This is a genomic window from Aeromonas taiwanensis (genome assembly GCF_000820165.1).
GTDB classification, from domain to species: domain Bacteria; phylum Pseudomonadota; class Gammaproteobacteria; order Enterobacterales; family Aeromonadaceae; genus Aeromonas; species Aeromonas taiwanensis.
On the sequence record NZ_CDDD01000030.1, the window covers coordinates 13,226 to 30,990 of the forward strand.

The window sequence follows — 17,765 nt, forward strand, 5'->3', positions numbered from 1 at the left end:
ACCTCCTCTGTTGATGTGCAATCAGCCTAAAGCTGCCGCCCGCGGCAAGGTCAAGCCCCTGTGCTGGGCAAAGATCCCGGCATGGTCATGATGATGCTGACGTCCATCACCTCACCCCATCAGCCCCAGATAGTTCATCAGGGCAGCCCCCAGGCTGGTGGTGACGAGCGAGCCCAGGGTGGTGGTGGCGATGATGTTGGCTGCGAGGGCACTGTCACCGCCCATGGCGCGGGTCATCACATAGCTGGCGGCGGCGGTGGGGGTGGAGCTGATGAGGAACAGGATGCCGAGGGCCTGCGGGCTGAACCCGAGTGCCCAGGCGCCCAGTACCAGCAACACGGGGATGCAGCACAGCCGGTTGACCGTGGCCCAGCCGGTCAGCATGGCGCCGCCGCGCAGGGCCTTGAGGTTGAGGCTGGCGCCGGTGCACAGCAGGGCCAGCGGCAGGGTCATGTTGGCGAAGTAGTTGCCCGTGGTGATCACCAGCTGGGGCAGCTCGATACCAAGCAGACCGAAGGGCAGCGCCGCCAGGATGGCAATGATGAGGGGGTTTTTGACGATCCCCTTGAGTATGGGTTTGAGCCCCTTTCCGCCCCCCAAGCTACGGGTCAGGGTGATCACCGCGAGGATGTTGTAGAGCACGGTGACCGAGCCCACCAGCAGGGCGGCGGCCCCGATCCCCTCGGGGCCGTAGGCGTTCTGCACATAGGCCAGCCCCATGATCCCCATGTTGCCGCGAAAGCTGCCCTGCACGAAGATGCCCCGCAGTTTCTGCTCACGGATGAAGCGGGCTGCCAGTATCTCCAGCACCAGAAAACCGGCCAGGGTGCCGAGCAGGCCGTAAACGATGAGCCAGGGGCTCGGCATGGTGGAGAAGTCGGTGCGCACCATGCTGAGGAACAGCAGGGCTGGCAGGGTAACCTGGAACACCAGGCGGGAAGCGGACTCCACGAAGCTGTCAGGCAGCAGCCCCAGCCGCTTGAGCCAGATGCCGAGCAGCAGCACCAGACAGATGGGGCCCGTGATGGAGAGGGAGAAGTGCAGACTTGCCAACAGATCCATGATGCGCGTCCTGTGCAACGACGACGAAGAAAGTCGCCAGGGAAAAGGGCATTCTAACGCCATGGGCTTGTATTCACAGGACTTAATAACAACAATGTCGGCATCCCGGTTGTCACCCTCCCCCTGTCACGGATCCCTCATGGAAAAGAAACTGACCATCCTCGATATCGCTCGCCTCAGCGGGGTCGGCAAGTCGACCGTCTCCCGGGTGCTCAATCAGGATCCCAAGGTCAATGCCCAGACGAGGGCCAGGGTCGAGGCGGTGATCGCCGAGCACGGCTTCGTGCCAAGCAAATCGGCCAGGGCCATGCGCAGCCAGAGCCAGCAGGTGGTCGGCATCGTCGTGTCGCGTCTGGACTCCAGCTCCGAGAACCAGGCGGTGCGAGGCATGCTGGAGACCCTCTACCAGCGTGGCTACGACGCCGTGCTGATGGAGAGCAAATTCTCCCCCGCCAAGGTGAGCGAGCACCTGGCTGTGCTGGAGCGGCGCGGGGTGGACGGCATCATCCTGTTCGCCTTCAACGATCTGGACTATGCCGCCATGGCGCCGCTCAGGGAGAAGCTGGTGCTGATGGCTCGCGAGTGGCCCGGCTTCTCGTCGGTCTGCTTCGACGACGACGGGGCGGTGCGGGCCGTGCTCGAGCACCTCGGGCGCCGTGGCCTCGTGGACGTCGCCTACCTCGGGGTTGAGCGCAGCGATCTCACCACAGGGTTGCGCCGTCACCAGGCCTACCTCGACTACTGCCATGAGCAGGGGCGCACGCCCCGCAGCGCCCTCGGGGATCTCGGCCTGCAGAGCGGCTACCGGCTGGCGGCCGAGCTGCTCACCCCCACCACCCAGGCCATGGTCTGCGCCAGCGATACCCTGGCCATCGGCGCCGCCAAGTACCTGCAAGAGCAGGGGCGTACCGACATCCTGGTCAGCGGCCTCGGCAGCAACCCCATGCTCCCCTTCCTGTTCGCCAACACCCTCAGCCTGGATTTCGGCTACAAGGACGCCGGTATCCTGGCAGCCAGACAGCTGCTCGATCAGATTGAAGAGGGGCAGCCCCCCAGAGCCACCATAGCCCCCTGCCAGCCCCTGTAGTCTATCTTTTCCTCCATTCCCGGCATTTTGCACTTTTTGTGACCAGTGCCACGAAATGGGAACGTTCCCATTGTCGTGACGAGCCACTGGCCTCATGCTGACTGGGAACGATACCAATAAGCGGGCGGTCATTGGCCAGCCGGCAAAGAAACGACCATTATTCATGGAGTCACAGAGGGAAGGCTCATGTCAAAAGTCAACACACAACATCTGGCGCAGTTGATCGAGCGGATCGGCGGCAAGGAGAACATCACCACCGTCAGCCACTGCCTGACCCGGCTCAGGTTCGTACTGGCCGATCCGGCCAAGGCGGACCCCAAGGCCATCGAGACCATACCGTCGGTGAAGGGCAGCTTCACCCAGGGTGGCCAGTTCCAGGTGGTCATCGGCAACGAGGTGGATCAGTGGTACAAGGCACTGACCCAGGAGATCGGGGTCAGCGGCGCCAGCAAGGATGCCGCCAAACAGGCGGCCCGCCAGAACATGAATCCGCTGGAGCGCGGCATCTCCCACTTGGCGGAGATCTTCGTGCCCCTGCTGCCCGCCATCATCACCGGCGGTCTGATCCTGGGCTTTCGCAACGTCATCGGCGACATCAAGATGTTCGACGACGGGACCCACACTCTGGTGGAGATCAGCCAGTTCTGGGCCCAGGTCCACGCCTTCCTCTGGCTGCTGGGGGAAGCCATCTTCCACTTCCTGCCGGTGGGCGTCTGCTGGTCTGCGGTGAGAAAGATGGGCGGATCCGAGATCCTCGGCATAGTGCTGGGCATCACCCTGGTCTCGCCCCAGCTGATGAACGCCTACGGTATCGGCCAGCAGACTCCGGAAGTCTGGGACTTCGGCCTCTTCGTCATCCAGAAGGTGGGTTATCAGGCCCAGGTCATTCCGGCCCTGCTGGCGGGAGTCTTCCTCGCCTGGGTGGAAACCAACCTCAAACGCATCATCCCGGCCTATCTCTACCTGGTGATCGTGCCCTTCGTCTCCCTGCTGCTGGCGGTGATCGTGGCCCACGCCTTCATCGGCCCGTTCGGCCGCTGGATTGGTGACGGCGTCGGCTTCGCCGCCAAGGCCGCCATGACGGGTTCGTTTGCCCCCATCGGTGCGGCCCTGTTCGGCTTCCTCTATGCGCCCCTGGTCATCACCGGCATCCACCACACCACCAACGCGGTGGACCTGCAGCTGATGCAGAGCATGGGCGGCACCCCCATCTGGCCGCTGATCGCCCTCTCCAACATCGCCCAGGCGTCTGCGGTCGTGGGGATCATCCTCATCAGCCGCAAGGAAAACGAGCGGGAGATCTCGGTGCCCGCCGCCATCTCCGCCTACCTCGGGGTAACCGAGCCGGCCATGTACGGCATCAACCTCAAGTACAAGTTCCCCATGCTGTGTGCCATGGTGGGCTCGAGCCTGGCGGCCCTCATCTGCGGGTTTGCAGGTGTGATGGCCAACGGCATCGGGGTGGGCGGCCTGCCCGGCATCCTCTCCATCCAGCCGCAGTACTGGGGCATCTACGCCATCGCCATGCTGGTGGCCATCGTGGTGCCAGTCCTGCTGACCCTGCTTGTCTACAAGCGCCAGCAGGCAGCCGGCAAGCTGGATCTGGCCACGGCCTGATCCACACAACATCGGCGGAGCCCAGGCTCCGCCCTTTTCATTTGGCCTGTTCAGACCAACCCCGTTTCAACTGATGAGCGACCCAACCATGAAACAGACACCCTGGTGGCAAAGCGCCGTGATTTACCAGATCTACCCCAAGAGCTTTCAGGACAGCGGTGCTCGCGGCACCGGTGATCTCAAGGGGATCATGGCCCGCCTCGACTACCTCAAGACCCTCGGCGTCGACGCCCTCTGGCTGACCCCGGTCTACGTCTCCCCTCAGGTGGACAACGGTTACGACATCGCCGACTACCTGAATATTGATCCCGCCTACGGCACCATGGCCGATTTTGAAGCGCTCTTGGCCGCCGCCCACGCGCGCGACATCCGCATCGTGATGGACATCGTCGTCAACCACACCTCCACCGAGCACGCCTGGTTCAAGTCGGCGCTGGGGAACAAAAACAGCCCCTACCGCGACTACTACATCTGGAAGGACCCGGTGGAGGGGGGCGTGCCCAACAACTGGCAATCCAAGTTTGGCGGCAGCGCCTGGGAGCTGGACAGCGCCACCGGCCAGTACTACCTGCATCTCTTTGCCCGCGAGCAGGCGGATCTCAACTGGGAAAACCCGGCGGTGCGCGCCGAGGTGAAACAGATCATCCACTTCTGGGCCAAGAAGGGAGTGGACGGTTTCCGCCTCGACGTCATCAACCTCATCTCCAAGGATCAGCGCTTCCCCAGCGACGACAGTGGCGATGGCCGCCGCTTCTACACCGACGGGCCGCGCATCCACGAATTTTTGCAGGACGTGAGTCGTGACGTGTTCGCCCCGGTCGGCGCCATGACGGTGGGGGAGATGTCCTCTACCAGCCTGGAGCACTGCCAGCGCTACGGCGCGCTGGATGGTTCCGAGCTCTCCATGGTGTTCAACTTCCACCACCTCAAGGTGGATTACCCCAATGGCGACAAGTGGACCAAGGCGCCGTTCGATTTCCTCGAGCTCAAGCGCATCTTCAACCACTGGCAGAGCGGCATGCACGGCAAGGGGTGGTCGGCCCTGTTCTGGTGCAACCACGATCAGCCGCGCATCGTCTCCCGCTTCGGCGACGATGGCGAACATCGCGTGATAGCGGCCAAGATGCTGGCCAGCACCCTGCACGGTCTGCAGGGTACTCCCTACATCTATCAGGGGGAGGAGATCGGCATGACCAACCCCGGCTATCAGTGCATCGATGACTATCAGGACGTGGAGAGCCGCAACATCTTCGCCATCAAGCAGGCCGAAGGGATGAGTGAGGCCGAGATCCTCGCCATTCTCGGCGCCAAGTCCCGGGACAACTCCCGCACGCCCATGCAGTGGAGCGCGGCGGACAATGCCGGCTTCACCAGCGGGACGCCCTGGCTCAAGCCAGCCGCCAACTACCCCGCGATCAATGCCGAGGCGGCGCTGGCCGACCAGAACTCAGTGTTCTGGCACTACCGGGACCTGATCCGGCTGCGCAAGGCCCACCCCATCTTCACCCAGGGGGATTATCAGGAGCTGCTGGCGGGGCACCCGCAGATCTGGGCCTATGCCCGCCACGCCGACGGCCAGACCCTGCTGGTAGTGAGCAACTTCTACGGTGAGCCGGTGAACTTCGCCCTGCCCGCCGAGCTGGCCAATGGCGAGGGCCGCCTGCTGCTTGGTAACTACCCTGACGGTCTGGCACAGCCGGGATCCTGCACACTGCGCCCTTATGAATCCCTGATCTGGCTGATGGAGCAATGATGACTGACGCAACGACAGCGACACGACCAGCCGTGCGCGGCCCCGAGTGGCAGAAGATGGTGGCGGGGGAGCCCTATGATGCGGGGGACCCCGAGCTGAAGGCGGCGCGGGAGCGCTGCCGCCACCTCTACCACAGTTTCAACACCCAGTGGCAGGAGAAGCCGGCGCAGGATGCCCTGCTCCATGAACTGCTCGGCGGGCGCGGCGCCCAGTGCGCCATCAACCCGCCATTCTATTGCGACTATGGCGCCAACATCTTCGTGGGGGAGAATTTCTACGCTAATGTGGGCTGTACCATCCTCGACGTGTGCGAGGTGCACATCGGTGACAACGTGCTGCTGGCGCCCGGGGTGCAGATCTACACCGCCGCCCACCCGGTGGCGGTGGCGCCGCGCATCAGGGGGGTGGAGTTCGGGGCGCCGGTGCGCATCGGCAACAACGTCTGGATCGGCGGCAGCGTCGTCATCTGCCCCGGCGTCACCATAGGGGACAACAGCGTGATCGGGGCGGGATCCGTGGTCACCCGGGATATTCCGCCCGGGGTGGTCGCCGTCGGCAATCCCTGCCGCGTCTTGCGCCCCATGACGGCGGAGGAGCTGGCGGCAGGCTGACTCTCAGGGCAGGCATCACGCCTGCCCTCTTTCCAAGCGCCATGCCCCCTGACTAAACGAATCCGCCTCTGTCCCTTCTCACACCGGCAACAGGGCACCACAGCGTTTATGCTGCCCCATGACCACCAGGGTCTTGAAGCTGCGCACCTGCTCCCTGGCGTGCAGCACGCGCCGGGTGAACTGCTCGTAACTCTGCATGTCCCGGGCGGCCAACTGCAGCACGAAGTCCTGCTCGCCCGTGACGTACCAGAGGTCCATCACCTCGGGCTCCCGTTTCAGGCAGGCGATCATCTCGTCGACGATCCGGCCGTGATCCCGCTCCAGGGTCACCAGCACCAGCATGGTGATGGGCCAGCCCATGGTCGCCGGCGCCACCAGCGCCACCTCCCGCTCGATCAGCCCCGCCTCGCGCAGGGTGCGAAGGCGGCGGTAGCAGGCCGGCGCGGAGAGGCCGACCCTGTGGGCCAGCTCGGGAATGGGCAGACGGGCATCCTGCTGTAACTCGGCGAGGATGAGCAGGTCGAACTTGTCGGTCATGGGGCTCAGGAGATAAAGATTATCGCGTAGGGGCAGTATTAGACCGAAATTACGGCGGGCTCCAGATATATTTTCTTACCTCCCCCTTACCCAGGTTTGTACCCATGTCGCCGAATCCCCCCGCCCTCTCCTCCCTGCTGGCTGTGCTGCTCGCCATGCTGTCGATCACCCTCGGCGCCTCCCTGGCCAAGACGCTGTTTCCCCTGCTCGGGGCCGCAGGTACCACCCTGTTCCGGCTGGGGTGTGCCGCCCTTCTCCTGTCGCTGGTGTTTCGCATCTGGCGCGCCCCCTTCGACCGGCGCACCCTGCTTGGCGCCCTCCCCTACGGCCTCTCGCTGGGAGCCATGAACCTGCTCTTCTATCTGGCCATCGAGCGCATCCCCCTCGGCGTGGCGCTGGCCATCGAGTTCACCGGCCCGCTGACGGTGGCGCTGCTCTCCTCCCGCCACCGGGAAGACTTCCTCTGGCTCGGGCTGGCCATCGTCGGCTTGCTGCTGCTCTTGCCCCTGCAGGCCGCCGAGCAGGCCATCGATCCGCTGGGGGCCGCACTGGCCCTGGGCGCCGGCGTGTTCTGGGGGCTCTACATGCTGACCGGCAAGCGGGCCGGGGCCCTGCTGGGGGTTCAGGCGCCGGCCCTTGGCATGTGGGTCGGCACCCTGCTGGTGCTCCCCTTCGGCCTCGCCGGGGCGAGCGAGGCCTCCTTCACCCTGCCCGTGATCCTGGCCATCGCGGGGGTGGGGTTGCTCTCGAGCGCCCTCCCCTATTCGCTGGAGATGTTTGCCCTGCGTCGGTTGCCGCTCAAGAGCTACGGCATTCTCACCAGCGGCGAACCCGCCATGGGGGCCCTGATGGGATTGATGCTGCTGGGAGAGCGGCTGCCCCCCGCCCAGTGGCTCGGGATCGCCGCCATCATCGCCGCCTCCATGGGCACCACCTGGCATGCGGGACGAAGACGGCCCGGCCCGGCCTGACCCAAAAAAACGGGGCCGGTGATGACCGGCCCCGGGGGAGACGCGCGAGCGTCAGGATGAATAGCCGTAGCAGCGCTTGAGCTCGCCGAAGTCATAGAAGAAGCTGCCAGCCTGGACTGGAATACACCCGGCCTTGAAGGCGAGCTCCTTCTCGTTGTAGAGCATCTTCACCAGCACCCGGCCGGCCTCGTTGCGGTAGACATCCCACTGGATGTTGGCCGCATAGGGGGAGACCCAGCCGCCGCGCCACTCGTTGTTCTCCTGGCTCATCAGCACGCCGGGCTGGGCGCTCTGGCGGCTCCCTTCCAGCTGCATCAGGGCCGCCAGCGGGATCAGGGTCTCCGCATGGGCGAAGCGCAGCTTGGCGACGTGCTCGCCGGCCCCCTCCACCACCTGGGTCTGCACCTCGTTGAACAGGCCGTCCAGCAGGGGCTGGGCCACGGCGTAGGTGGCGCTCTGGCTGGCAAGGCTCGGCCCCTTCTCGTAGAAGTCCTCGGCATCGGAGAGGTAGGAGAACCAGGCCGACTCCTCCGGGGTGATGAACTGCTCCAGATCCCAGGGCGCCCCTTGCGCCTGCGCCTCGCGCACCATGCCCGGACCTATGATGAAGAGGTTGTAGAGCATGAGGGCGGCGTCCACCTCGTCGTGCACATAGGTCTTGCCGCCGTCTTCCGGGTTCACCGCCACATACTCGACGCCACCGGCCAGCTCGTCGACAAAGGCCTTGCTGTAGAGGCGCTCGAGCATCTCGCGGGCCATCACCCGGGTCCTGGGCAGGGCCTTGAGCGCCTCGAGAGCCTCGGTCAGCTCGGGGGCGGGAGCCACTCCGTTGTCTTCGTCCCCGATGAAGGCCTGATAGTCCTGGAAGGTGGGCAGGTACTGGGCGTATTGCCCTTCCGGCTCCGTCTTGTGGAAGTAGAGCTCGAACTTGTTGCGCAGCCCCTTGTCGATCTCGGAAGGGTTCTCCTGGCTCACGTAGCAGTCGGCGCTGTCGGCCACCAGCGAGACCCGCTTGGCCAGGCTCTGCATGAAGAAGTAGGCGCTCTCGTTGGCGCGATCCTTGCCCGAGGTCTCGACCTTGAGGCAGAGCGGGCTCGCGCCCCCGGTCAGCAGGGTGGGCAACCGCTCGGCGAGCCGGGTCGCGAGGTTGGCGTGCTCCTCCTTGCCGAGCGCACTCAGCAGGCCATAGCCCAGGGTCTGGTTGGCGTCGGTGACGGCATCCACCTTGGCGCCGAGCGTCTGGCCCAGCTCGGTCAAGGCCCCCTGCCTTGCGGCGGCCTCCCAGACCAGCTTGGTCAGCACGTCGTACTTGGGGCTCGACAGCGAGCGCGAGCCGTGACGGGCCACCAGCTCGGTGAAGACGGGGGTGAAGCCGGCGGGGGCGGCCTCATAGCTGCTCGCATCCTGGCGGGCGGCATAGACGGCCTTGGTGCTGTATTGATAGCCGCCGACGGCGGGCGACGAGGAGTCGTTTTCCGAATTGCAGCCGCTCAGCAGGGTGGCCGCCACGCAGGCGGCAAGGGTAGAGACGCGAAACATAGTCATCCTTGAACCAGTTTGAAAATGAAGCCGCACAGTACGCACTTCATATGACAATCCGGTGTCAGGCCCGGGCGCGACGCCGACATCCTGCCGCACAGGGCCGCTCGCGCCCCTCCATTCCGCCCGCCAAGAATCATTCATATTTTTTGAACTTGTAGAGCAGTTTATCTCGCTAACAATCATGAACGAGGCTGTTTAATATTCACTCATCGCTTGAGCAGGAGCGCCAAGCCGCAACATAACTGGTCATTCATGGTGATGGCACCACAGAACCGGGTGCCTGATGTCAGTGAAAGAACAACACACGATTTGAATGACCTCTTGCATGGATGCATTGATATGGGCCTGACCGGCCCTGCCAATGACATAACAACCAAGAGAGTGAATGAACATGAAAAACGTAATCAAGATGCTGGCCGTCGCAGGCCTGATGAGTGTTGGTGTTGCCCAGGCTGCCGTCCCCGCCGACTTCAACGCTGCCCCTGGCGTGTTGTTCGTGAACTGGCACGCCGGCGCCGCCATGGCCGGCAAGAGCAACCCCCAACTGGAGGTGCGTGACGAGTCCGGCGACGTGGTGGCCTCGGTCCATGCCAGCCTGATGGGTACCCAGCAGGTGCACATTCCGAGCCGCGCCCAGGGCAACCTGACCGTCAGCCTCGGGGATCAGAGCAGCGACTATCGCCTGCCATTTGGCATCGGCAGCGGCAAGGCGCGTTGATCACGACAATCCATTTCTCCCTGCCAGACACGACAAGGGCGCCATGATGGCGCCCTTGTCGTCCTTGTCGATCGGCTGGACCCCTACTGGGTGAACACGGGACCGAAGCCGGATCCCCAAAGAATGGCCGTGGCAGCCAGCACGCAGACCAGCAGCACCAGACCGACCGTCACCACGGAGCTGGCATAGATGAATCCCTGCTCCTTGGAGATGTGCATCAGGATGGGCACCCCCACGTAGAGCAGATAGACGGAGTAGGTCAGCCCGACGAGGCCGATGATCATGACGAACCAGAGGTGCGGGAAGAAGGCGGACAAGCCGACCATGAAGAGCGGCGTGGAGGTGTAGGCCGCGAGCTCGAGCGAGGTCGTGTAGCTGGGATCCGAACCGAAGGTGTGCCCCATCCAGTGCACCAGGTAGGAGAGCGCGAGGACGCCGATGATGAGTGTGACGTACATGGCGATCGACAGCATGAGTGCGCTGTTGGCGGTCAGGGTGATGGGATCACCGACGCCTATGCTCCAGCCGATGTGTACGGCGGAGTAGTAGGCGCAGATGGGAGGGATCAGGGCCACAATCAGGATATGGGACAGACTGTTTCTGAAACTGTCGTGTCGCTCGTCTATGGTATGCCATTCGGTGTGAGGATGGGCATACAATCCCCATAAGTGATTCAATATCATAGCGTTATTCCTTCTCTGCTGTGATGGTGTGCTGATCGATACCGTGCTCGCTCCCCTGTCTGTTTTTTTGTCATGCCGCGCGCGGTGCGCCATCATTCGCCACGGCGAGCGATGACTTTAAATAAAGTCGCTCCAGTGCCGCTGCGTCAAGGAAGGCAGCCCCGCCGGTGGGCAGGGCTGATGGAGGCTGGCTGTCGGGAGACGGTGGCCTGTCGCCCGCTTCGTCGTCAGTACTGCTTGGTTTTCGAGGCAAAACCCGCGAGGAAGAGGCCGGTCAGGAACATGCCGCAGAACGCCTCTATGGCCGACAACAGCTGGAGGGGGGAGGAGGTCTGGGAGATGTCGCCGTATCCCAGGGTCACGAAGGTCACGATGCTGAAATAGAGGGAACGCCCCAGATGGCCGTGGGTGGCGGACTCCGGCGTCACGAAATAGGTCAGGGTCGCCAGCAGGATGACCCCCATCGACATCAGCAGGCTGCGGATGGGCCTCTCACCGAATCCCCAGGTGATGAAGCTGATGAACTTGCCGGCACACCTGAGGTAACACAGCAGGGAGAGCCACCCCTTGCTCAGCAGGCCGCTGCGCAGCCAGCGCTCCCTGAACAGCTCCCGCGGGCTGGCCAGGGCTTTCATCTCGTTCAGCTTCTCCTGGTAGTAGCACTCCCCGGCATCGACGGTGTCCCCCACGCTGGAGAAGAGACGCTTGGCGTTGCGATAGAGCTTGCTCGCCTCGTTGTGATCGATCCGGCCATTCTCGTTGTAGGCCACCTGCACCTTGTCCAGGTTGGTGTGCTCCATGGTGGCATCGAAGTTCTTGGCGCGGACGTTGAAGTTCTTCAGCACGGCCCGGGAGGAGTGAAAGCGGATCTCCTCGCACTCTATTGTGAAGTCCTGAAACACCCCGTCCTCCAGCGCCAGCTCCCGTTTCTTGGCCCAGGCCCTGTGGTCCCAGAGCAGGGAATCGAACAGATCCAGTCCGATGACCCCGCCATTGACCCGTACCCCCTTGGCCGAGCAGTGCCAGAGATAGACCTTGGAGTTGTTGACGGCCCCGTCGAGAGAGAGCTCGTCGAGGCAGGTGAAGTCCAGCAGGCGGCCGGAGATGATGGGGCTCTTGAGCGCCACGCCACCGATGTTGAGCAGGCTATGCCGGCCCAGCACCTGGGCCTCCCCCTTGTTGTTCTCGGAGACGGAGAGCAGGCTCTGCACCCGTTTCACCTCGTCCTTGCCATACTTGCCGGCCAGCCACATGCAGTAGGGTTCGAAGCGGCTCTCCGAGCGGATCAGGCCGCTCTTGCGCAGGGACTCCAGGGAGCCCGAGGCGGTCTCGTACAGGCGGATCTTGTCGTCGCTCATGTAGACGCACAGGCTCAGCACGCAGCGGGAGCTGATGAAACGAGCGATCCCTATCTGGAAGATCACGCTCTTCTCTATCTTCTGCTCCGCCATCCAGTCGCCGAAATGGGGCAGCGACGTCACCAGCAGATCCCAGATGAGGGGATAGTCGTTCTCCCGTCGCCATGCGTTGAATTGCTCGGGGGAAAGCTGCCACAGCTCGGTTGCGTTCATGGATTGCCTCGGTCATGGATGTGCCCCGCCAGAAAGACCCTTTCGAGAACGGCGGCTGGACGCAAGCTTACGGGAAAACGGGCGGGGCACGCCAGGGGATGCGACGATAAGTGACTGATGGGGAAGGTATAAATAAGACATAACCGCCACATGCCTGCATCGGGGTGAGGGGATTTCCCGGCGAACAGGCAAGAAAAAAGCCCAGCATTGCTGCTGGGCTTTTGATTTGGCTCCTCCGACTGGACTCGAACCAGTGACATACGGATTAACAGTCCGCCGTTCTACCGACTGAACTACGGAGGAACAATTTGGTGCCCAGAGACGGAATCGAACCGCCGACACGGGGATTTTCAATCCCCTGCTCTACCGACTGAGCTATCTGGGCAAATGGTGCCGGCTACCGGAATCGAACTGGTGACCTACTGATTACAAGTCAGTTGCTCTACCTACTGAGCTAAGCCGGCACACTTTAAACCATTGTGCATGAACAAAATTTTATTTCATGGCACCAAAATGTGGTGCCCAGAGACGGAATCGAACCGCCGACACGGGGATTTTCAATCCCCTGCTCTACCGACTGAGCTATCTGGGCGTGGGCGCTATTAAACGGATTTTAAGGCAGGTGGTCAACGGGAAATTTCACTTTTCGTCTCGTTCGTCTCTTTTTTGCGCAGCACCACCCATTTTCATCACTTCTACGGGAGACTCCCCTCCCCGGCGGCGCCAGAGGCGGGACTCCTCGCCCTTCAGCAGGCGGGTAATGTTCTCGTGGTGACGGACGAGAATGAGGCAGGAGAGCAGGGAGACAGGCAGAGTGTATTCCGGTTTGAGCAGATAGGTGAAGAGGGGCGTCAGCAGCACGGTAACGATGGAGGCCAGGGAAGAGTAGCCGCTCACCATCAGCACCAGCAGCCAGGTGGCAATCACGGCTCCCCCCATGGCAAAGCCGATGGGCAGCATGGTGCCAAGCGCCGTGGCGACCCCCTTGCCACCCCGGAAGTGGAAGAAGATGGGGTACATGTGGCCCAGGCAGGCGGCGACACCGATGAAACCGAGATAGACGGGTTTGATATCCAGATACCAGGCGAGATAGACGGGCGCCATGCCCTTGAGCACGTCGCTCAGCAGGACGATCAGCGCGGCCATCCGGCCCCCGAGGCGCAGCACATTGGTCGCCCCCGGGTTGTGGGAGCCGTGGTCGCGGGGATCCGGCAGCCCGGTGATGCGGGAAACCAGCACGGCACTGGACAGCGAGCCGCCCAGATAGGCCAGAATAATCATCAAAATCGTCAGGGCCGTCATCTTGGTCGTTTTTACCACGATATGAATGGGGTATGATGCGGGCCACATTCTCTGGTCTGGGCTTGCCCGAACGCGTGTCGCCCAAACCGGCCGCCGGCGGCAATCAGCTTGCCAGGCCTGCATCCCTGCGCTGTTTTCACAGCCCATCAAGAGTAAAGAAGAAGTACTGTCATGGACAAGGTGTTTATTCGCGGACTCGAGGTTTTGACCACCATAGGGGTTTATGAGTGGGAGAAGGGCATTCGCCAGAAGCTCTGCTTCGATCTCGAGATGGGGTTTGACAACCGCCCCGCCGCCGCAACCGACGATATCAACCTGGCGCTGGATTACGCCACCCTCTCCCGCAAGATCTGTGATCACGCCCAGAGCAAGGTCGTGGAGCTGGTCGAAACCATGGCCGAACAGGTTGCCGCCCTGGTGCTGGACGACGATCGCGTCCAGTGGGTCAAGGTGACCCTGACCAAGCCGGGCGCCGTGCCCAATGCCGCCGGCGTCGGGGTCGAGATCCTGCGCCATCGCACCCCGGCCGCGAGCGCCAGCTGATGACCACCATCTACATCAGCCTGGGATCCAACATCGAGCGGGAGCGCCACATCCGCGCCGGCCTCGATGCCCTGCACGCCGAGTTCGGGCCCCTCGCCGTCTCCCGGGTGTTCGAGAGCGAGGCGGTGGGCTTCAACGGCCGCCCCTTCTACAACCTGGTGGTCGCCGCCCGCACCAATATGCCCCTGGCCAGCGTCTGCCAGCGGCTGCGTGCCATGGAGTTCGCCAACGGCCGCGAGCCGGACGCCAAGAAGTTCGCGCCGCGCACCCTGGACCTCGACCTGCTGCTCTACGGCGACCTGGTGTGCGAGGAGCCGGTGGCGCTGCCCCGCGGCGAGATCCTCACCAACGCCTTCGTACTCTGGCCGCTGGCGGAGCTGGCCCCCGAACAGTGCCACCCCGTCGACGGCCGCCCCTTCGGCGAGCTGTGGCTGGCCTATGACAAGGCCTCCCAGCGCCTGAACCCCATCCCCTTCCACTGGGAAGCGTGCGAACTGCAGCATCACTGATCCACAAGGGCACCTCGCGGTGCCCTTGTTGCTGATGGACAGCGCTGATGACGGATAAGAAACGGTGATTGGGCCTGTGTCTGAACGAGTGGCAGCATGGCCGTCTGCACAGGAGAACCCCATGCCCCTCGACGCCATTCACGCCTTCAACTGCCAGCTGCTGACCGGGCTGCCCCATCAGCGCTACGAACACGAACCCATCCTGGATTACGCCACCGACGAGCGGGTCAAGGCCCGGCTCGGCTGGCAGGCGGAGTTCAGCAAGACCCTGTTTCTCAAGTTCAAGGATGATCGCTTCGCCCTGCTGCTGACCCACAGGGACGGGCGGCTCGACAGCAAGGCGGTCAGGGCAATTCTCGGCGCCAAGCCCTCCATCTGCAGCGCCGAGGAGATGCAGGCGCAGATCGGCTGCCTGCCGGGGGCCGTCTGCCCCTTCCTGCCCAGGGCCGATGTGCCACTGCTGGTCGACTCGCAGCTACTGGCCCACCACGCCTTCACCTGGACCCCGGGCCATCCGGAGCTGACCTTCCTGCTGGCCACCGAGCATCTGGCAGGCGTGCTCGCCCGCCTCCCCTGCCAGGTCAGCTATCTGCCCTCCCCCGCGATATGACGTGCGCCCCGATTGTCGGGGCGCGGCCATCACCCCTTGCGTTCCTCCCTGGCCAGCTGGGCGAAGATCAGGGCGGCCAGCATGGACATCAGCCCGATGCACAGATAGGTGAGGTGGAAGCCGTCGAGCCAGCGCTCGCTCTCCTGCACCGCATGACCGGCGGAGAAGAGCCCCAGCAGGCTGGCAGCGATGGCCACCCCCAGGCTCATGGAGAGCTGCATCACCACCGACAGCAGGCCGTTGCCGCTGCTGGCATGCTCGGCACTCAAATCCTGCAGCGTGAGCGTGTTCATGGCGGAGAACTGCAGGGAGTTGATGGCGCCGAACACCGCCAGCCACCCCAGCAGCACGCCGTGAGGCACCTGGTTGTCGATGAAGTAGAAGCTGGCGATCATGGCCCCGAGCGCCAGGGTGTTGCCGATCAGGATGCGGCGATAACCAATGCGCGGGATCAGCTTGTTTACCAGCGTCTTGGTCAGCATGGCGCCGAGCACTGTGGGGATCATGGTCATCCCCGCCTTGCTCGGCGAGAAGCCGAGCCCCAGCTGCAGGAAGAGCGGGGTCAGGAAGGGCATGGCACCGCTGCCGAGGCGGGCGAACAGGTTGCCCCAGATGCCGATGGCGAAGGTGTTGGTCTTGAACAGCGCCAGGCTGAACAGGGGTTGCGCGGCCGTGGCGGCATAGAGCCAGTAGCTCGCCATGGCGGCCAGCCCGAACAGGAGGGCGAACAGCGCCCAGCCGGTGGAGAGGCTGTGTTCCCCCAGCCCCTGCAGGCCGACGGAGACCAGCACCATGCCGATGCTGAACAGCACGAATCCCTGCCAGTCGAAGCGCGCGGTGATCTGCCGCAGTTCGGGCATGAAGTGCCAGCTCGCCACAAAGCCTATCACCCCCACCGGCAGGTTGATGAGAAAGACCCAGTGCCAGCTCGCCACTTCCACCAGCCACCCACCCAGAGCCGGGCCGATGAGGGGGCCGAGCAGACCGGGGATGGTGACGAAAGACATGACCCGCAGCAGCTCGTGCTTGCTGTAGACCCGTAGCACCGCCAGGCGCCCGATGGGCATCAGCAGAGCGCCCCCCACCCCCTGCAGCACCCGGGCAACGACCAGCACCGGCAGGGAGTTGGCGACTGCACAGGCGAGGGATCCCAGGGTAAACAGCAGGATCGCGGCCAGATAGACGCGGCGGGTGCCGAACCTGTCTGCCAGCCAGCCGGAGGCCGGGATGAGCAGGGCCACCGTCAGCATGTAGGCGATCACCACCGACTGCATCTGCAGCGGGCTCTCCCCCAGGGCCTCGGCCATGCTGGGCAGGGCCGTGTTGAGGATGGTGCCATCCAGCGTCTGCATGAAGAAGCCGACCGCGGTCAGCCAGGGCAGCCACTTGCGTTGGGCCGGGGTCACCATCTGTGTGCTGTCGGGCATGGCAGTCACCTCCTCGTCAGATAAGAAAAGACCCGCACGAAGACGGGTCATATCAGCATATCAGGCATCCGGCTGGCCTAGCATGGCCTTGAGCCGCTCCTCCAGACTGGGCTCAGGGGCCCTCAGGGTGTCGAGGAACAGGCGCTCTATCCCTTCCCTGTCCTGACTCTTCACGATGAACACCAGGCGGGACTGGGCCTTGCCCTCCGGCCACTCCCCCAGGGATTGCAGCGGATAGAGCTGGCCGTGCACGCCGTGGATCACCACGGGCTGGCTCTCCCCTTCCAGCTGCAGTATTCCCTTGAGGCGCAACAGAGCGTCGCCGTACTGTGCCTGCACCCCATCGATGGCCGCCAGCAGGCGCGAGGGCTTGAGGGGTTCGCCGATGCGCAGGGAGAAACTCTCGATATTGTTGTGAGCAAAAGAGCCGCCGTGCGCGACATGGGTCGGCGCGGCCGTGCCCACCTTGGCGGCAAACGGCGTCATCTTCGGCTGCATGGGTGATGCCAGCCCCTGTCTCGGGGACTCGGTACGCAGCCAGGCCAGCAGCTGGCGCACGTCGCGCCCGGCCGCCTCGTTGTAGGCGCCCAGCTTCTCCAGCACGGCGGGGGAGAGCACCCCGTTGCTGACCCGCTCGACGGGGGCTGCCGGGTTGAGGGCAGCCAGCTGGCTCTCGACCCGCGCCAGGGTCTCCTCATCCACCAGGTCCCCCTTACTCACCACCAGCAGATCTGCGAGCGCCACCTGCTTGACCGCCTCGTACTGTGCCGCCAGTTGCTGCTCGATATGACCCGCGTCCACCACGGTGACGGTGCCGTCGAAGCGGTAGCGCTGGGCGATGAAGCCCTCCTCACGCAGGGTGAACAGCACGGGGGCCGGGTCAGCCAGACCTGTGGTCTCGATAATGAGCCGTTTGAAAGGCTTAATTTTCCGCTGGATAGCCTTCATGAAAAGCCCCTGCAGCGCCTCCACCAGGGAGCCCTGCACCGAGCAGCAGATGCAGCCGGAATCGAGCAGAACCACCTGCTCGTCCACCTGCTGCACCAGGTGGTGATCCAGCCCCACGGAGCCGAACTCGTTGATGAGCACGGCGCACTCGCCGAGCTCGGGCTGCTTGACCCAGTGGTTCAGCAGCGTGGTCTTGCCGCTGCCGAGGAAGCCGGTCAGCAGGGTGACGGGGATGCGGGTGTCTTGCATATCGGTCATGTCAAATCCTTAAAAC

17 protein-coding genes and 4 tRNA genes are annotated in these 17,765 nt (G+C 63.7%); 9 read left to right on the forward strand and 12 right to left on the reverse strand.

The genetic code is table 11. The features are described 5' to 3' along the window. Positions 1 to 111: 111 nt before the first annotated feature. Complete coding sequence (locus tag BN1136_RS05130) at positions 112 to 1,062, reverse strand: AEC family transporter (protein ID WP_043762901.1); 951 nt, start codon at positions 1,060 to 1,062, stop codon at positions 112 to 114. A gap of 139 nt (positions 1,063 to 1,201) precedes the next feature. Here BN1136_RS05130 and treR point away from each other — a divergent pair, with 139 nt between their 5' ends. From treR to BN1136_RS05150, 4 genes are all read left to right on the forward strand, one after another. Further along, a complete protein-coding gene (gene treR / locus BN1136_RS05135) occupies positions 1,202 to 2,149 on the forward strand; it encodes a trehalose operon repressor TreR (RefSeq protein ID WP_043762899.1) in 948 nt (315 codons plus the stop codon). 186 nt (positions 2,150 to 2,335) lie between these two features. Continuing rightward, the gene (treB, locus tag BN1136_RS05140) at positions 2,336 to 3,766 is read left to right on the forward strand and encodes a PTS trehalose transporter subunit IIBC (protein WP_043762897.1); all 1,431 of its coding nucleotides are present in this window, start codon (positions 2,336 to 2,338) and stop codon (positions 3,764 to 3,766) included. 88 nt (positions 3,767 to 3,854) lie between these two features. Continuing rightward, complete coding sequence (gene treC / locus BN1136_RS05145; protein WP_043762895.1) at positions 3,855 to 5,519, forward strand: alpha,alpha-phosphotrehalase; 1,665 nt, start codon at positions 3,855 to 3,857, stop codon at positions 5,517 to 5,519. Next, a complete protein-coding gene (locus BN1136_RS05150; protein WP_043762893.1) occupies positions 5,519 to 6,130 on the forward strand; it encodes a sugar O-acetyltransferase in 612 nt (203 codons plus the stop codon). Before treC ends, BN1136_RS05150 begins: the two co-directional genes overlap by 1 nt. A 78-nt stretch (positions 6,131 to 6,208) precedes the next feature. Here the strand turns inward: BN1136_RS05150 and BN1136_RS05155 are convergent, their stop codons facing one another. After that, positions 6,209 to 6,667, reverse strand: coding sequence for an Lrp/AsnC family transcriptional regulator (locus BN1136_RS05155; RefSeq protein WP_043762891.1), 459 nt, complete (start codon positions 6,665 to 6,667; stop codon positions 6,209 to 6,211). Positions 6,668 to 6,771: 104 nt separating this feature from the next. Between BN1136_RS05155 and BN1136_RS05160 the strand changes: the two genes are divergently transcribed. Continuing rightward, on the forward strand, positions 6,772 to 7,638 hold the full coding sequence (locus BN1136_RS05160; protein WP_043762889.1) for an EamA family transporter: 867 nt from the start codon (positions 6,772 to 6,774) through the stop codon (positions 7,636 to 7,638). Between the two features lie 51 nt (positions 7,639 to 7,689). Here BN1136_RS05160 and BN1136_RS05165 read toward each other — a convergent pair whose 3' ends face one another. Next, the gene (locus tag BN1136_RS05165; protein ID WP_043762887.1) at positions 7,690 to 9,183 is read right to left on the reverse strand and encodes a histidine-type phosphatase; all 1,494 of its coding nucleotides are present in this window, start codon (positions 9,181 to 9,183) and stop codon (positions 7,690 to 7,692) included. A gap of 382 nt (positions 9,184 to 9,565) precedes the next feature. Between BN1136_RS05165 and BN1136_RS05170 the strand changes: the two genes are divergently transcribed. After that, positions 9,566 to 9,898: a hypothetical protein gene (locus tag BN1136_RS05170; RefSeq protein WP_043762884.1), complete on the forward strand. Its 333-nt coding sequence runs from the start codon at positions 9,566 to 9,568 to the stop codon at positions 9,896 to 9,898. An 83-nt stretch (positions 9,899 to 9,981) separates the two neighbouring features. Here the strand turns inward: BN1136_RS05170 and BN1136_RS05175 are convergent, their stop codons facing one another. The 7 genes from BN1136_RS05175 to plsY form a co-directional block, all read right to left on the reverse strand. Then, a complete protein-coding gene (locus BN1136_RS05175) occupies positions 9,982 to 10,581 on the reverse strand; it encodes a Yip1 family protein (RefSeq protein WP_043762882.1) in 600 nt (199 codons plus the stop codon). Between the two features lie 227 nt (positions 10,582 to 10,808). Continuing rightward, a complete protein-coding gene (locus BN1136_RS05180; protein WP_043762880.1) occupies positions 10,809 to 12,152 on the reverse strand; it encodes a potassium channel family protein in 1,344 nt (447 codons plus the stop codon). A gap of 227 nt (positions 12,153 to 12,379) precedes the next feature. Further along, positions 12,380 to 12,455: transfer RNA gene (locus BN1136_RS05185), tRNA-Asn, on the reverse strand. 6 nt (positions 12,456 to 12,461) lie between these two features. Further along, a tRNA-Phe gene (locus BN1136_RS05190) sits at positions 12,462 to 12,537 on the reverse strand. A 3-nt stretch (positions 12,538 to 12,540) separates the two neighbouring features. Then, positions 12,541 to 12,616, reverse strand: a tRNA-Thr gene (locus tag BN1136_RS05195). A 52-nt stretch (positions 12,617 to 12,668) separates the two neighbouring features. Then, positions 12,669 to 12,744: transfer RNA gene (locus tag BN1136_RS05200), tRNA-Phe, on the reverse strand. A gap of 47 nt (positions 12,745 to 12,791) precedes the next feature. Continuing rightward, complete coding sequence (gene plsY, locus BN1136_RS05205; protein ID WP_043762878.1) at positions 12,792 to 13,454, reverse strand: glycerol-3-phosphate 1-O-acyltransferase PlsY; 663 nt, start codon at positions 13,452 to 13,454, stop codon at positions 12,792 to 12,794. A 171-nt stretch (positions 13,455 to 13,625) separates the two neighbouring features. Between plsY and folB the strand changes: the two genes are divergently transcribed. The 3 genes from folB to BN1136_RS05220 all read left to right on the forward strand — a co-directional run bounded on the left by folB (position 13,626) and on the right by BN1136_RS05220 (position 15,116). Then, positions 13,626 to 13,997, forward strand: coding sequence for a dihydroneopterin aldolase (gene folB / locus BN1136_RS05210; RefSeq protein WP_043762875.1), 372 nt, complete (start codon positions 13,626 to 13,628; stop codon positions 13,995 to 13,997). After that, on the forward strand, positions 13,997 to 14,506 hold the full coding sequence (folK, locus tag BN1136_RS05215) for a 2-amino-4-hydroxy-6-hydroxymethyldihydropteridine diphosphokinase (protein WP_043762874.1): 510 nt from the start codon (positions 13,997 to 13,999) through the stop codon (positions 14,504 to 14,506). The genes folB and folK overlap by 1 nt, the downstream gene beginning before the upstream one ends. 121 nt (positions 14,507 to 14,627) lie before the next feature. Then, entirely contained in the window at positions 14,628 to 15,116 is a 489-nt protein-coding gene (locus BN1136_RS05220) for a YbaK/EbsC family protein (protein WP_043762872.1), read from the forward strand. Between the two features lie 29 nt (positions 15,117 to 15,145). Here BN1136_RS05220 and mdtD read toward each other — a convergent pair whose 3' ends face one another. Together mdtD and BN1136_RS05230 are read right to left on the reverse strand one after the other, a co-directional pair. Next, positions 15,146 to 16,543 (reverse strand): multidrug transporter subunit MdtD, encoded by a 1,398-nt coding sequence (gene mdtD / locus BN1136_RS05225; protein WP_043762870.1) that lies wholly within the window; start codon positions 16,541 to 16,543, stop codon positions 15,146 to 15,148. 60 nt (positions 16,544 to 16,603) lie between these two features. Continuing rightward, the gene (locus BN1136_RS05230) at positions 16,604 to 17,749 is read right to left on the reverse strand and encodes a CobW family GTP-binding protein (protein ID WP_043762867.1); all 1,146 of its coding nucleotides are present in this window, start codon (positions 17,747 to 17,749) and stop codon (positions 16,604 to 16,606) included. Between the last annotated feature and the right edge of the window lie 16 nt (positions 17,750 to 17,765).